The organism is Bordetella genomosp. 9 (genome assembly GCF_002261425.1).
GTDB lineage: Bacteria > Pseudomonadota > Gammaproteobacteria > Burkholderiales > Burkholderiaceae_B > Bordetella_C.
On the sequence record NZ_NEVJ01000002.1, the window covers coordinates 1073862 to 1089189 of the forward strand.

At 70.8% G+C, this 15328-nt stretch carries 7 protein-coding genes and 2 pseudogenes; 7 read left to right on the plus strand and 2 right to left on the minus strand.

What is annotated here, in order from left to right; genetic code table 11:
• Positions 1–53 precede the first annotated feature (53 nt).
• Both CAL26_RS11095 and CAL26_RS11100 read right to left on the minus strand, forming a co-directional pair.
• The gene (locus CAL26_RS11095; protein WP_094846900.1) at positions 54–1055 is read right to left on the minus strand and encodes a FecR family protein; all 1002 of its coding nucleotides are present in this window, start codon (positions 1053–1055) and stop codon (positions 54–56) included.
• On the minus strand, positions 1052–1567 hold the full coding sequence (locus tag CAL26_RS11100; protein WP_094846901.1) for a sigma-70 family RNA polymerase sigma factor: 516 nt from the start codon (positions 1565–1567) through the stop codon (positions 1052–1054). The genes CAL26_RS11095 and CAL26_RS11100 overlap by 4 nt, the downstream gene beginning before the upstream one ends.
• 192 nt (positions 1568–1759) lie before the next feature.
• Between CAL26_RS11100 and CAL26_RS11105 the strand changes: the two genes are divergently transcribed.
• The 7 genes and pseudogenes from CAL26_RS11105 to CAL26_RS28890 all read left to right on the plus strand — a co-directional run.
• Positions 1760–1984 (plus strand): MbtH family protein, encoded by a 225-nt coding sequence (locus CAL26_RS11105; RefSeq protein ID WP_094846902.1) that lies wholly within the window; start codon positions 1760–1762, stop codon positions 1982–1984.
• Positions 1981–2721, plus strand: a complete 741-nt coding sequence (locus tag CAL26_RS11110; RefSeq protein ID WP_094846903.1) for a thioesterase II family protein — start codon at positions 1981–1983, stop codon at positions 2719–2721. Before CAL26_RS11105 ends, CAL26_RS11110 begins: the two co-directional genes overlap by 4 nt.
• Before the next feature lie 13 nt (positions 2722–2734).
• Complete coding sequence (locus CAL26_RS11115; RefSeq protein WP_094846904.1) at positions 2735–3715, plus strand: TauD/TfdA family dioxygenase; 981 nt, start codon at positions 2735–2737, stop codon at positions 3713–3715.
• Entirely contained in the window at positions 3712–8442 is a 4731-nt protein-coding gene (locus tag CAL26_RS11120) for a condensation domain-containing protein (protein ID WP_094846905.1), read from the plus strand. The genes CAL26_RS11115 and CAL26_RS11120 overlap by 4 nt, the downstream gene beginning before the upstream one ends.
• Positions 8443–8513: 71 nt before the next feature.
• Positions 8514–11963, plus strand: a complete 3450-nt coding sequence (locus tag CAL26_RS11125; protein ID WP_179283324.1) for an amino acid adenylation domain-containing protein — start codon at positions 8514–8516, stop codon at positions 11961–11963.
• A pseudogene (locus tag CAL26_RS28885) lies at positions 11960–13441 on the plus strand (condensation domain-containing protein); the annotation flags it as partial. The gene CAL26_RS11125 and the pseudogene CAL26_RS28885, both read left to right, overlap by 4 nt.
• Positions 13415–15289, plus strand: a pseudogene (locus tag CAL26_RS28890) (amino acid adenylation domain-containing protein); the annotation flags it as partial. The pseudogenes CAL26_RS28885 and CAL26_RS28890, both read left to right, overlap by 27 nt.
• Between the last annotated feature and the right edge of the window lie 39 nt (positions 15290–15328).

The window sequence follows — 15328 nt, forward strand, 5'->3', positions numbered from 1 at the left end:
CGGTAGGGATGTGACGGGAGAGCGGCGGACGGCTGGCCGGCCGCGGCCCTGGTTCAGGCGGCGCGGCGCGCGGAGACGTCCACCCAGTACGGCGTACGGTGCGTGATGGCGATCGGCAGCAGGCCGCCGATCGCCTCCAGCACGCGGTCGGTGTCGTCCGTGGGAAAGAGGCCCGACAGGCGCATGCGCCCGGCGGCGTCGTCACAGGTGATGTAGCCGCGGCGATAGCGGCTGAGTTCCGCCAGGAAGTCCGCCAGGCTGATGTTGTCGGCGGCGATGCGCCCCTGCAGCCAGGCGTCGGTGCCGGCGGCGATGGGGCGCACCGAGCCCAGGCCGCCGCGAAACAGGGTGGCCTGGTGGCCGGCCGCCAGGTAGCCCGGTTCGCTGCCATTGCCCGGATGCAGGCTGACCTGCCCTTCGTAGACCGCCACGGTGGCGTGATCGTCGTCGAGCCGGATGTTGAAGCGGGTGCCCAGCGCGCGCACCACGCCGGCCGCGGTGCGGACCTGGAAGGGCAGGCGGGCATAGGCCGGCGCATGGCCGGTGGTGAAATAGGCTTCGCCCTGGCGCAGCGTGACGATGCGCCCGGCATCGCTGAAATTCACGTCGATGCCGCTGCCGCTATTGAGCATGATGCGGCTGTCGTCGCGCAGGACGACTTCGCGGCGCGCGCCGATGGCGGCGGCGTAGTCGGGCGAGATGCGCAGGAAGCGCATGCGGTCCATCAGCCAGACGGCGGGCGCGCCCAGGACCAGCAGTCCGGCGGCGCCGCGCAGCAGGCGGCGGCGCGTGCTCTTGCGCCGCGCGCGGCTCAGGGCCTCGTAGGCCGGCCGGTTGCGGATGGCGTTCATGCGGTCGTCGGCATGGGCCAGTTGCGCCCAGGCCCGCTGGTGATCGGCATCGGCCGCGCACCAGGCGATCCAGGCCTCGCGATCCTTGGCGGTGGCCTGGCCGGAGGAAAACAGCACATACCATCGCGCGGCTTCTTCGGCGACGCGCGGCTCCAGCGGAATGCCGCCCGCGTACATGGCGCGCTGCCCGGTGCCCCGGGTCATTGCGCCGTCTCTTGCAGGAAAAAGCATGCCTGCACGGCACGCACCATGTAGTTGCCGACGGTGCGCGGGGTCACGCCCAGGCGCCGCGCGATCTCTTCGTGTTTCAGGCCTTCCAGCTGCGCCAGCAGGAAGGCTTCCCGCACCTTGCCGGGCAGGGCGTCCAGCGCGGCGTCGATGGCATAGAGCTGTTCCAGCACCAGCTTGCGCTGTTCCGGATCGGGCGCGTACTGCTCCGGCACCAGGGCCAGGGCATCCAGGTAGGCGCGCTCGATGGCGTTGCGGCGGTAATGGTTGGCCAGCAGGCGTCGGGCCACGGTGGCCAGGAAGGCGCGCGGCTCGGTCAAGGCCGGCAGCTCGCGGGCCGCCAGGATGCGCACGAACGTGTCCTGCGCCAGGTCGATGGCGGCTTCCTCGCCGCCCATGCGGTGGCGGAGCCAGCCCGCCAGCCAGGGCTGATGCTGGGAGTAAAGCGCTTCCGTTCTTTGATGCACGCTCAGCTCGTCGCCAGACATGGAAGGTGTCTCCGGAAGAGGGTCGGTTGATGGAACTGTTTAATGATAACGCTTATCAATTACTTTTCATAACGGGTTTCCACATTCGACCGTAAATTCCATGCGCCGTCGTTCGTCAACGGAAATGAGAGCTAATCCTGTTTATCGACAGGCTTCGCTCGCCCCCGACTATCGACACGGACGGAATGAATCATGAGTTGCTTCGATCGTGAAGGCGCAATTCTGCGGGTGCTGGTCAACGACGAGGAACAGTATTCGTTGTGGCCCGATTTCAAGGCCGTCCCGGCCGGCTGGCGCGATACCGGCATACAGGGTGACAAGCAGACGTGTCTGGCATATGTCGAGCAGGTCTGGACCGACATGCGGCCGCTGTCGCTGCGCCGCTTCATGGATGAACACGCACCGGCGGTGGAATGATGTCGCCGGCGGTCTCCCTGTTGTGCCTGCCGTGCGCGGGCGCCAGCGCCACGATGTACCTGCGCTGGCGCCGCCGGGTCGAGCCCTGGCTGCGCATCGTGCCGGTGGAGCTGCCCGGCCGCGGCGTGCGGATGGACGAGCCTTATGCGACGGACGTCGACGCGCTGGCCGCGCGGCTGGTCGACGAACATGCGCCGGACATGGCGGGTCCGTACGTGCTGTTCGGACACAGCATGGGGGCCTTGCTGGCCTATCACATGGCCGCGCGGATCGCACGGGCAGGGGGCGAAGCGCCGCGCCTGCTGATCGTGTCGGGCAGCCCCGCACCCGCGCATCGCGATCTCTCGCGCTTCGACGGCTTGGATAACGATCAGGCGCTGGTCAACGATCTGCGCAAGCAGGGCGGAACGCCGGATGCCGTGCTGGGCAGCCGCGGGCTGCGCCGCTTCGCGCTGGATACGCTGGCGGCCGACTACGCCATGTGCCGCGCGTACCGGTATGCGCCGGGCCCGCGCCTGGCGGTGCCGCTGCTGGTGCTGGCCGGACGTGACGATGACATCGCGCCGGCGGCCATCGATGCATGGCACGAGGAAACACAGGCCGGCGTGCGCCAGGTCTGGTTCGACGGCGGGCATTTCTTCATCAAGCATCGCGAAGAGGAAGTCCTGGCGCTGCTGGACCGCGCACTGCGGCCCTTGGCGGAACAGGCGCGCCGCGGGTCGGTCGCGCTGGCTTGAAGCGAGCCCATCAATGGAACGAGACGAAGGTAAGGGCGCTGCAGGCGCCGGATTGCCGGCGGTATTGTCGCCACGGTATGCGGGCCAGTCCCTGCAGCAGGCGCTGCCGGAGCTGCGCGCCCATATCGACGCCGCGCTGGCGCGTACCGGCGGCGTGCTGATGCGCGGATTCCAGGTCGAGTCGGTGGAGGCGTTCAAGGCCTTCGCGGCGGCCTTCGGCCATCCGCTGCTCGCCTACGAATTCGCGTCGACGCCGCGCAGCGCGGTGTCGTCGGGCATCTATACCAGCACCGAATATCCGGCTCACCAGCATATCCCGCTGCACAACGAGCAGGCCTATACGCGCGAGTGGCCGATGAAGATCTGGTTCCACTGCGTGAAGGCCGCGCAGTCGGGCGGCGAGACGCCCATCGCCGACAGCCGGGCGATCTACCGGCGCATCGCACCCGCCATACGCGAGCGCTTCGCGCAAGGGCTGATGTACGTGCGCCATTTCGGCGAGTTCGACGTGCCGTGGCAGCAGGTGTTCAACACCGATGAGCGCGCGCGCGTCGAAGCGTATTGCAGGCGCGCCGGCATCGAGTGGGAATGGCTGGCGGACGACGGCCTGCGCACCCGCCAGCGCTGCCAGGGCGTGGAGCGCCATCCGCATACCGGCGAGATGGTCTGGTTCAACCAGGCGCATCTGTTCCATGTGTCGGCGCTGGATCCGGACGTGCGCGAATCGCTGGAAGACCTGCTCGGCGCGGACCGGATGCCGCGCAACGTGTACTACGCCGACGGGTCGGCCATCGCCGATGGCGTGTTCGACGAAATACGCCAGGCCCTGGCCGCCGAGACGGTGATGTTTCCCTGGCGTGAAGGGGATGTGCTGATGCTGGACAACATGCTGGCGGCGCATGCGCGCACGCCGTACCGCGGCGAACGCAAGGTCGTGGTGGCCATGGCCCAACCGCATGGCACCGCGATGTTCAACGACGCGGCGGCGGCATGAGCGGCGCCATCACCGCGGCCGCCACCATCGATGCCCGGCTGCGCGCCCATGCGAGCGCGCGCGGCGATGCCATCGCGCTGATCGTCGAGGATGGCGGCGGATCGCTGTCCCTGACGTACGCCGAACTGGACTGGGCAGCGCGCGCGCTGGCGGCGACGCTGAAGTCGCGTCTGCCGAAGGGTAGCCGTGCGTTGCTGATGCTGGATAACGACCAGCATTATGTGGTGGCCTTCTTTGCCTGCCTCTACGCAGGCATGATCGCCGTGCCGGCGTTCCCGCCCGATCCGGCGCGCGAGCAGGAACTGCGGCGCCTGCGGGTGATGACGCGCGATTGCCAGGCAGGTTGCGTGTTGACGACCACGCAAGTCGCGCGGGGACTGGCCGAAGCGCTGGCCTGGTTCGACGGCGTGCCGCTGCTTGCGGTGGACGCTGTCAATGGGGTGGATGCAACCGATGAGGTCGATGTCCGGGACGCGGCGGCTGCTTGCGGTGTGCCCGATGCGCTGCCGCCTGCGGATCCGCGCGATATCGCCTTCCTGCAATACACGTCCGGATCGACCGCGGACCCCAAGGGCGTCATGGTCAGCCACGCCAATTTGATGGCCAATGCATTGGCCATGCACCGGGGCATGGGCACGCGGGAAACCGACGTCTGCGTGTCATGGCTGCCGCTTTATCACGACATGGGCCTGATCGGCGGCGTGCTGGAAGGGCTGTACCTGGGCACGCGCGTGGTGCTGATGTCGCCTAAGTATTTCCTGGAGCGGCCCCTGCGCTGGCTGGAGGCGATCGCGCGCCACCGCGGGAACTTCAGCGGCGGGCCGGACTTTGCGTATCGGCTTTGCGTCGAGCGCATCCGGCCGGAGCAGGTGCGCGGCCTGGACCTGTCGAGCTGGCGGATCGCGTTTTCCGGCGCGGAGCCCGTGAATCCCGACACCCTGGAGGCGTTCGCGCGGCTGTGCGCGGAGGCCCGGCTGCCGGCGGCGGCGCTTTATCCCTGCTACGGGCTGGCCGAGGCCACGCTGTTCGTGACGGGCGGCGATCACACGAAGCCGCCGGTCTGCACGGTGTTCGATGAGGAAGCCCTGGCTGCCGGACGGGCACGCCCGGCCGAGCGGGGGCGGAGGCTGGTCGCCTGCGGGGCGCCGGCGCCGGGCCATCGCGTCGCCATCGTCGATCCCGCATCGTCGCGGCGCTTGCCCGACGGCATGCAGGGCGAGGTCTGGACGTCCGGTCCCAGCATCGCCGGGGGGTATTGGGACAAGGCCGAGGCGACGCAGCGGTCGCTGGCGGAGCATGACGGCGCGACGTGGCTGCGCACCGGCGACCTGGGATTCGTGCACGGCGGCGAACTGTACGTCAATGGGCGCATCAAGGACCTGATCATCGTGCGCGGGCGCAATGTCTACCCGCAGGACATCGAAGCCGTCGTGGAGGCGGAAGTGGCCCAGGCCCGCAAGGGCCGCGTCGCCGCCTTCGCGGTGGACACGCCGGACGGCGAGGGCATCGGCCTGGCGGCGGAGATCGCGCCGCTGCAGCGCAAGCGGCATACGCCCGCCACGCTGGTGCGCGCCTTGGGACGCGCCGTCGCGCTGGCCTGCGGCGAGCCCTTGGCGGTGGCGGTGCTGCTGGAGCCCGGCACGCTGCCCAAGACGTCCAGCGGCAAGCTGCGGCGCGCGGCCACGCGCGCGGATTGGCGCAGCGGAACGCTGCATGCCTATGCCATCCACGAAAACGGGCGCTTTGTGCTGGGTGAAGCGGGCGAAGCCGCGGCCCTGCCGCCGGCGGCGGGCACGGAAGCCGCGCTGGCGGCGATCTGGTCGGACGCGCTGGGACGGGAGGTCGCGGACAGGAATGCGCGCTTCTTCGAGCTGGGCGGCAGTTCGCTGACGGCGGCGAGCGTGGCGGCGGCCATCCGGACGCGCTGGGAGATCGCCATCGGCGTGCGCGAAGTGTTCGCGCATCCCGAGCTGGCGGAGTGCGCGTCGTATATCGACAGGGTGTGCGTGGCGCGGGCGGCAAGCCGGGAGGAGGATGCCGGGCGGGCGTCCGCGCATGCTTGCGCGGCCGGTGTGGCTGATGCGGAAGGCGTGGCCGATACGGCTGACGCGGCTGATGCGTCGGCCGCGGGCCCGGCGCACGCGTTGGCGCCGGTGCAGCGCCGCCTGTGGCTGCTCGACCGCATGGCCGCGGCGCCGGCGGCGCGCGCCCGCTACAACCTGGGCGTGGCGTTCCATCTGGACGGCGCGCTCGACGCCGGCCGCGTGGAAAACGCGATCAAGGCGATCGTCACGCGCCATGCCGTGCTCCGGACGGCGTATCCGGAAGACGATGACGGCGAGCCCCACGCCGCCATGCTTGCCGCCGCGCATGGGGGCGTGCCGCATGTGGAAGTGCCTCTGGTGGACCTGTCCGCCGGGGCGGATAGCGACGCCGCCGCCGCGCGTATCGCGCGCGGATACGCGGACGACCCCTTCGACCTGTCCGCCGGTCCCTTGCTGCGAGCCTGCCTGCTGCGCCTGGACGCGCGGCGCCATCTGCTCCTGATGGCCGTGCATCACATCGTGTTCGACGGCTGGTCGGCGGGCATATTCATCGACGAGTTCCGCGCGCATTACGCGGGCCACGAACTGCCGGCGTTGCCCATGCAGTACGGCGATTACGCCATGCGGGCGGCCCGCGCCGAAGCGGGCGGGGCCTGGCGGGATACGCTTGCGTATTGGCGGACCACCCTGGCGCAAGCTCCCATGCTGTCGTCGCCCGCACGGCCGCGCCAGGCGCGGGAAGGCGCCATGGCGGCCAGCACGCTGCGGCAGATGATCCCCGGCAGCGTGAACCGCCGCCTGGCCGACCTGGCGCGGCGCCATGACGCGACGCCGTTCCAGGTGCTGATGACGGTCTTCCTGATGACCATGCATCGGCAGATCGGACAGGACGACATCGTCGTCGGCACGGACGCCGCCGGCCGCGACGATCCCGCCTTGGCGCCGCTGATCGGTTTCTTCGTCAATGTGCTGCCGATCCGGTCACGCGCGTCGCGGTCGGCGCCTTTCGAGGAATGGCTGGCGCGCACGCGCGCCACCGTGCTGGACGCGCTGGCGCACCAGGACGCGCCCTTCGACCGTATCGTCGACGTGGCCGGCGCGCCGCGCGACCGTGGCCGCAATCCCCTGGTGCAGGTGCTGTTCGTGATGCAGAACACGCCGCGTCCGGCCGCGGACCTGCAGGACGTCGTTGTCCGCCCCGCCGCGCTGCCGACCACGCACGCGCGCTTCGACCTCGCGGTGTTCGTGCACGAGCACGCGCAGGGGCTGGAGGTCGAATGGACCTATGCCACCGCGCTGTTCGATGCGGCGGCGGTGGAAGGCATGGCGACGATCTGGGCGGACGTGCTGCACCGGGTCGCCGCGGACGACGGCCGGTCCTGGTCCGTGGCCGACATCCCGTCCGTTGCCGAGATCTCGACCGTTGCGGAGATCCCGTCCGTTGCGGAAATACCGTCCGTTGCGGAGATACCGACCGCCGCCGAGATCCCTTTCTCACCGGAGTCCGCCATGCGTGCCACCACGCCGCCTACGCTTGCGCCCGCCGTATCGGCGACCTCATCCGTCACCGCGCCTACCGGCGCCGCCGCACCCGCCGCCACCCAGGCCGCCGGCGCCGCCATGCGCGGCAAGCTGGACCGCCTGTCGGCGCGACGCGCGGCGACGGCCGGCGATCGTGCCGCCGCCGCGCCCGTCCGCGCGACGCCGATACGCATGGCCCCGCTGTCGTCCGCGCGGCCCTTTCCCCTGGTGATCGAAGCCCTGGACAGCGGCCTGGATCCGATTTCCTGGGCGGCGTCCATGCGCGAACAGCTCGAAGCCCTGCTGAACCGACACGGCGGCATCCTGTTCCGCAACTTCGCCCTGCGCACGCCGCAGCAGTTCGAGGCCTTCGCCGAGGCGATCGAACCGGCGCTTTACGGCGACTACGGCGACCTGCCGAAGAAGGAGGGCGGCCGCAATACCTACCGGTCCACGCCCTATCCGGAAAAGCAGATGATCCTGTACCACAACGAAAGCGCGCACCTGGAGCGCTGGCCCCGCAGGCAGCTGTTCTTCTGCGAGCTGCCTTCACGTGTCGGCGGCGCCACGCCCATCGTCGACTGCCGCGAGATGCTGCGCTGCCTGCCGGCGGAGATCGTGCAGGCATTTGAGCAACGGGGCCTGCTGTATGTCCGCACCTTCACGGAGCGGCTGGATGTCAGCTGGCAGCGCTTCTTCGGCACGGACGACCGCGACGCGGTGGAATCCACCCTGCGCCGCGCCGGCACGGGGTTCCGCTGGCTGGACGGCAACACCTTGCAGACGCGCACGCGCTGCCCGGCGGTGATCACGCATCCGGAGACGGGCGAACGTGTGTTCTTCAACCAGGTCCAGCTGCATCACATCCATTGCCTGGAGCCGGACGTGCGGGCGGACCTGCTCAGTATCGCCGGCGAGGACCGCATGCCCCGGCAGGTGTATTTCGGCGACGGCGGCGCGATACCGGAATGGATGATGGACGAGATCGGCAGGACCTACGAGGCCTGCGCGGTGCGCTTCGACTGGGCGCGGGGCGATGTCGTGATGCTGGACAACATGCTGGCCGCGCATGCGCGCGATCCCTATGAGGAGCCGCGCAAGGTCGTGGTGGCGATGGGGGCGATGTTCGATCGCGGCGCGCTGGCGCGCGAGCAGGGTTGAGGCGTATGGACATGCACATGCCGGAAGCGGGACCGCAAGGATTGGCCGCGGGGGCAGCCACGGGGTTGGCCATGGTTGTCGATCACCTGCCACCGAGTCCAGAGCAGCGCGCCATCGTGGCGGCGGGCGAGGCGCGGCGCGCGCGAGTGGCGCTGGTGGAACTGACGGGACGGCTGGACACGGCGCGGCTGCGCAAGGCGCTCGATGACGTTGCCGCGCGCCATGACAGCCTGCGGCACGGCTATGGGCGCGTGCCGGGCTATCGGGGCCCGCGTGTGCTGCCGGAGGCCGGGCAGGGATGGCGATGGGAAGTCCGGGATCAGGCCGACGCTGCCTCAGCATCGCCCATCGCGACCTGGGCTGCCGATGCATCGCAGCCGCGTGCGGCGCTATGGCACATGGCTCCGGATCGCGCCTTGCTCGCCATCGCGGTGCCCGCGCTGGCGGCCGATGACGCGTCCATGCGTATCCTGCTGCGCGACCTTGCGCGTTGCTACGCGGCGTCCGGCGCGGACGCCGGCGACGAATTGCCGTTCGCCTATGCCGAATACATCGAGTGGCGGCGCGAACTGGACGAGGACGCCGATGCACCGGCCGCGCGGGCCTACTGGACGCGCTACCTCGCGCCGCATGCGGACACGCCCGGACCGGCATTGCCGACTCGCCTCGGGGCGGGGCGGGCGGGGGTGGCGCCCGCGAGCGACGGCGACGACAAAGCAGTCCTGTCGCCCGCGGATGGCGAGGGCGAGTCACTCTCGGTCCCGGCGCACGCCGATGACGAGGCGGCCAGGCCCCCCGCGGACGGCCTGCGGGTGGCTATGGACCTGGGCGCGGACGTCGTGTCTGCACTGCGTGCGGCCGCCGATCGGATGAATGTCGCGCTGCCCGTGGTGATGCAGGCCGCCTGGTGGAGTGCGCTGGGGCGGCTGGTCGGGGGCTGGCGCTTCCTGGGCGGCTGGCAGCACGATTGCCGCCGCGATTACGAGATGCTGGCCGGCGCGGTCGGCGCCTACGAGAAGATCCTTCCCATCGCCATCGACTGGGAAAGCGACGAGCCGTTCGGCCGTTGCGTCGAACGGCTCGCCGCGACGCTGGCTCGCCATGTCGAAGCCCAGGAGTACTGGGCTGTGGATGCGCCCACGACGGCGGCGCATCTGGAAGCGGGTTTCCAATACGTCGACGAGCCGGAGCTCGGCAACGCCGCGCTAGCCTGGTCGCCGCGCAACATGCCCGGGCCGGCGAGCGGATTCGCCATGGCCTTGCAGGTCGGTATGCGCGGCGCGGATGCGCGGCTGACATTGGCTCATCATGCGACGCATTATCCGTCCTGGGCCATGCGGGCGTTGCTGGAGCAATACGCCGCGCTGCTGGGCCACGTGGCGCGTGAACCCGACACGGCGATCGGGCGCTTGCGTGTCCTGGACGATGCCGCGCGTCAGGCGCTGCTGGCGCGTCGAGGGGAAGCGCTGGATGCCGGCGCGGAAACGCTGCCGCGCCAGATCGCGGGCTGGGCGTTGCGCAGCCCGGATGCCGTGGCCGTGCGTGACGCGGACCAGGCACTGACCTACGCGGACCTGGAGCGGCGGGTGGCGACGGCGGCCCGGGGCTTGCACCGGTTGGGCGCGCGGCGTGGCGGCACGGTCGCATTGCGGCTGCCGCGCGATGCCGTCCTGGTGGTGGCCATGCTGGCCGCGTGGCGCTGCGGCGCGGCCTATCTGCCCATGGAGCCGGATTGGCCGGATGCGCGCTGCGCCGCCATCGTGCGCGCGGCGGCGCCGGATTGCGTACTGGTGGCGGGCGATGACGTGATGGCCGGCGCGGCGGCGTGGGCGTCCGGCCTGCCGGTCGCTTCCCGGGCTGCGCTGGGCTTCGGTTCCGATGCGGTTGGGCATGCGGACGTCGAGCCGGGCAATCCGCGGGCAGGGCAGCGGATTGGTCAGCCGGATCGGCAACTGGATGGTCAACCGCTCGGTCAGCCGGATGGTCAGCCAGACGATCCCTCGGCATTGGACGACGTCGCCTATGTGCTGTTCACCTCGGGATCCACCGGCGAACCCAAGGGCGTGCCCATCGCGCATGGGCAGCTTCTGAATTACGTCGCGGCCGCCACGCGCGCGATGGACCTGGGGCAGTCGCGCCGTTGGGCGCTTACGGGCACGGTCGCGGCCGATCTGGGCAATACGGCCTTGTTCGGGGCGCTCTACAACGGCGGCACGCTGGTGATCGCCGGTCCCGACGACATGCGCGATGGGGCGGCTTTCCGCCGTTTTCTGGCGACGCAGCGCGTCGATGGGATCAAGATCGTGCCGTCCCACCTGGAAGCCCTGCTGGATCATGAGGACGCCATCGTGCCGGCGCGCGTGGTGCTGGGCGGCGAGGCCGCTTCCGCCGCGCTGGTGCGGCGCATCGCCGGCATCGCGCCGGACTGCCGGGTCTACAACCATTACGGTCCGACCGAATCGACCGTGGGCGTGATGGTGCACGCGGTGACCCTGCCGGCACAGGAGCCGTCGGGGTCCGGCGCCGCCAATGCTTCGGCCGCGGACGCGGGCGACACGGTTGGCGCCGCCATGCTGCCGCTGACGCGGGTGCTGGCCAACTGCGTCGTCGACGTGCTGGATACCGGCATGGAGCCGACTCCGGTCGGCGGTATCGGCGAAGTCTATCTGGGCGGCGCGCAGCTGTGCGCCGGCTATATCGGCCCGCGTGGCGCGGACGCTTTCCTCGAGGACCCGCATCGCCCCGGCCAACGCCTGTACCGCTCGGGCGATCTTGCCTGCGTGCTGCGGGATGGCGCGATCCGCCTGGCGGGACGTGCCGATCACCAGGTCAAGATCCGCGGCCATCGCATCGAACCCGCCGAGATCGAAGCACGCCTGCTTGCCCTGCCCGACGTACGGCAGGCGGTAGTGATCGCCACGCCGTCGGCGGCGGGCGCGGTATTGACGGCCTGCGTCGTCGCCACCGTCGAGGCGCCGGTGGCACGGGCTTCCGACGATGCCGCACGCTTCGCCGCGTGGCGCCGCGCCCTGGCCGATGCATTGCCGGAGCCCATGATCCCCTCGCACTTCGTGCGGCTTGCCGCCTTCCCGCGCCTGGCCAACGGCAAAGTGGATCGCCAGGCCCTGGCGCCCTTGGCGCCCTTGGCGCGCGATGCGGCCGGGCAGGGCGGTGGCCTTGCCGCCACGCCGCGCGACGCGCTGGAAACCGTGGTGGCGCGCCGCATGGCCGAGCTGCTGGACCGCCCGGCCCTGGGCGTCGACGACGACTTTTTCTCGATGGGCGGGCATTCGCTGCTCGTCATCAAGCTGGTGACCCGCCTGCGCAAGGCGCTGAAAGTGGAGTTGCCGCCCGGCGCGGTATTCGACCATCCCACCGCCGCCGCGCTGGCCGAGGAGCTGCGGCGGCGCGCGGCCGACGCGGCTGCGCTGGACCGCATCGCCGAAGCCCGCGTCGCCCTGGACGACATGAGCCCGCAGGAACGCGCGGCCCTGGCGAACCGTATCGAGGAGCAAGCATGACCGATAGCCGCCTGGATCTCCTGCGCGCCTTGCTGGCCGACGACGAGGACGATGCCGGCGACCTTGCCGGCCCGTCCTCCGCCGGCATCGATGCCTGGGATGACACGGCGGTCAGCGCGGACGGCTGGAACCCGCAGTCGCTGGCGCAGCGGCAGCTATGGTTCCTGCATCGCTACGCGCCGTCGTCGACGGCCTACAGCCTGCCGCGCGCCTTCGTGCTGCACGGGCCGCTGGACGCCGACGCCCTGCAACGCGCGTTCGACGCCGTGGTCGGGCGGCACGCCGTCCTGCGCACCCGCTTCGGCGAAATCGATGGCGTGCCGATGCAGCGCGTCGATCCGGCCGGCCGCTGCGAACTGGCATGGCATGACCTGTCCGGCCTCCCCGCCGACGATGCCTGGGAAGCGAGCGACGCGCTGCTGGCGTCGCTCGCCGGCCACGTGTTCGACCTGGAAGCCGGCCTGCCCATTGTCGCCCGCCTGATCCGCATGGATGCGCGGACGCACGTGCTGGCGTGGTGCCTGCACCACATCGCTTCCGATGCCTGGTCCAATCCGGTGTTCTCGCGCGATCTGGCGCGCGCGTATGCCCAGGCCCTGACGCATCCGGGCGAGATCGTCCTGCCCGCGCTGACGCGCCAGTACGCCGATTTTGCGGCGTGGCAGGCGCGTCAGGCCGCGCGCGGCGCCTGGGCGGCGAGCGTCGATTACTGGGACATGCACCTGGGCGAAGACGCGCCGCCGCTGGCCCTGCCAGCTGATCACGCGCGGCCGGCGGACCCGGGCTTCGACGGTGCGTCGCATTATTTCGATGTGCCGCCGGACCTGGCGCGGGCCCTGCGCGCCCATTGCGCGTCGACGCGCTGCACGCCGTTCGTCGTATTGTTCGCCGCATGGCAGGTGTTGCTGGCCCGCTATGCGGGGCAGGGGCGCTATGCCGTCGGCGTGCCGTCGGCCGCCCGCACGCTGCCGATGTCGCACGACATGGTGGGCTTCTTCGTGCAGACGCAGGTGTTCAAGGCCGATATCGACCCGTGCCACACGCTGGAGCAGGTCTGCCGCCGTGTGCGCGACGATGCGCGCGCGGCCATGGACCATGCCGACCTTCCGCTCGACCTGCTGCTGGAGCGGCGCCACGCCGTGCGCGAGGCTGGCCGCCAACCCTTGTTCCAGGTCATGTTCGGGCTGCAGGCCACGGACGGCGCGCCGGAACTGGCGTTGAAGGATCTTTCCGCCGCGCGCATCCCGCTGCCGGAACGCGCCGCCAAATTCGAGCTGTCGCTGGATTTCCTGCTGAACGAAGCGGGCTGGGCCGGCGCGGACGAAGGGGAGCAGGCCCTGCGGGGCCGCCTGGAGTACAACACCGCGCTGTTTACCCGCGCCACCGGTCAGCGGCTGGCCGCGCGCTTCCTGGCGGTGTTGGGCGACATGGTCAATCATCCAACCCTGCGCGTGGCGGACGTCGACATCGTTCTGGCCGAGGAAAAAGGCCTGCTGGACCGTTGGAGCGACGGCGGAACCGCGCTGCCGTCCCTGCGGCCCGTCCATGAGACGTTCGCCGTACAGGCCAGGCGCACGCCCGACGCCATCGCGCTGGAGATGGGCAAGGTGGCCCTGACCTACGCCGAACTGGACGGCCGCGCCAATGCCTGGGCGCACCGCTTGGCCGGGCTGGGCGCCGGTCCGGACGTGCCGGTGGCCATCATGCTGGAGCGCTCCGTCGAGATGGTGGTTGGCCTGCTCGCCATCCTGAAGGCCGGCGCCGCCTATGTGCCCGTGGATCCGGACTATCCGCCGGAACGCCTGGCCTACATGCTGGAAGACTGCGGCAGCCGCCTGCTGCTGCTGCTGCGCGGCGCGGCGCCGAGCGCGCTGTCCATGCCGGATGGCATGACGCAACTCGACCTGGCGGGCGATGCGGGGCCGCCGCGTGCGGACGCGCCCGCCGTGGGCCTGCATGCCGATAACCTGGCCTATGTGATCTATACGTCGGGTTCGACCGGACGGCCCAAGGGCGCCGCCAACCGGCATGGCGCGCTGGCCAACCGCATCGCCTGGATGCAGCGGCAATACGGCCTGGCGCCGGACGACGCGGTGCTGCAGAAAACCCCCTTCGGCTTCGACGTCTCGGTGTGGGAATTCTTCTGGCCGCTGATGACCGGCGCGCGTCTGGTCATGGCCCAGCCTGGCGACCATCGCGATCCCGCCCGGCTGGCCGCATGCATCGCCGGCCATGGCGTGACGACGCTGCACTTCGTGCCGACCATGCTGCAGGCTTTCCTGGCCGACGGACAGGGCGGCGCCTGCCGCGGCGTGCGGCGCATCCTGTGCAGCGGCGAGGCGCTGCCGGGCGAGGCGCGCGATGCCGTGGCGCGCGACATGCCATGGGCGTCGCTGCACAATCTGTACGGACCCACCGAGGCCGCCATCGACGTCACGCATTGGACATGCGGCGCGGGCGATAGCGGCGCGGTCCCGATCGGCCGGCCCATCGCCGGCCTGCGGACGCGGATACTGGACGGCGACCTGAATCCCGTGCCGCCCGGGGCGCTGGGCGAACTCTATCTGGGCGGCGCCGGGCTGGCGCGCGGCTATGCCGGACGGCCCGGCCTGACGGCGGACCGTTTCGTCGCCGATCCCCACGGGCCGCCGGGGGCGCGCCTGTACCGGACGGGCGACCTGGCGAGCTGGCGCGCCGACGGCCAGATCATGTACCAGGGCCGCACGGACCACCAGGTCAAGATACGCGGCCTGCGCGTGGAGCTGGGCGAGGTGGAAGCCTGCCTGCTGGCGCAGCCCGGCGTATCCGCGGCCGTCGTGGTGGCGCACGCGGGACAAAGCGCGACGCAGCTGGTCGGCTACGTGGCCGTTGCCCCGCGCACGGCCGCGTCCGTCACGCGTTCGACGGAACGCCGCGATGGATCGCGCGAGGTCGCCACGGGACGCCACGGCGCCCCGGATGCCGCCTCGCTGAGGCAAGCGCTTGCCGCGCGCCTGCCGGACTATATGGTGCCGGCGGCCATCATGGTCCTGCCGGACTTGCCGCTGAACGCCAATGGCAAGATCGATCGCAAGGCGCTGCCGCGTCCCGAGTTCGCGGCGGATGCCGCGTATGAAGCGCCACAGGGGCAGGTGGAGACACTGCTGGCCGCCGTGTGGTCCGCCGTGCTGGGCGCGCCGCGCGTCGGGCGGCAGGACAACTTCTTCGAGCTGGGCGGCGATTCCATCCTGGGCCTGAAGGTGGTCGCCGGCGCGCGCAAGCGCGGTTGGCTGATCAGCCCGCGCGACGTCATGGAGCGCCAGACCGTCGCCGAACTCGCTGCGGCGGCGCGGCCGCTGCATGCCGCTGTCATCGGCTCGATGGAC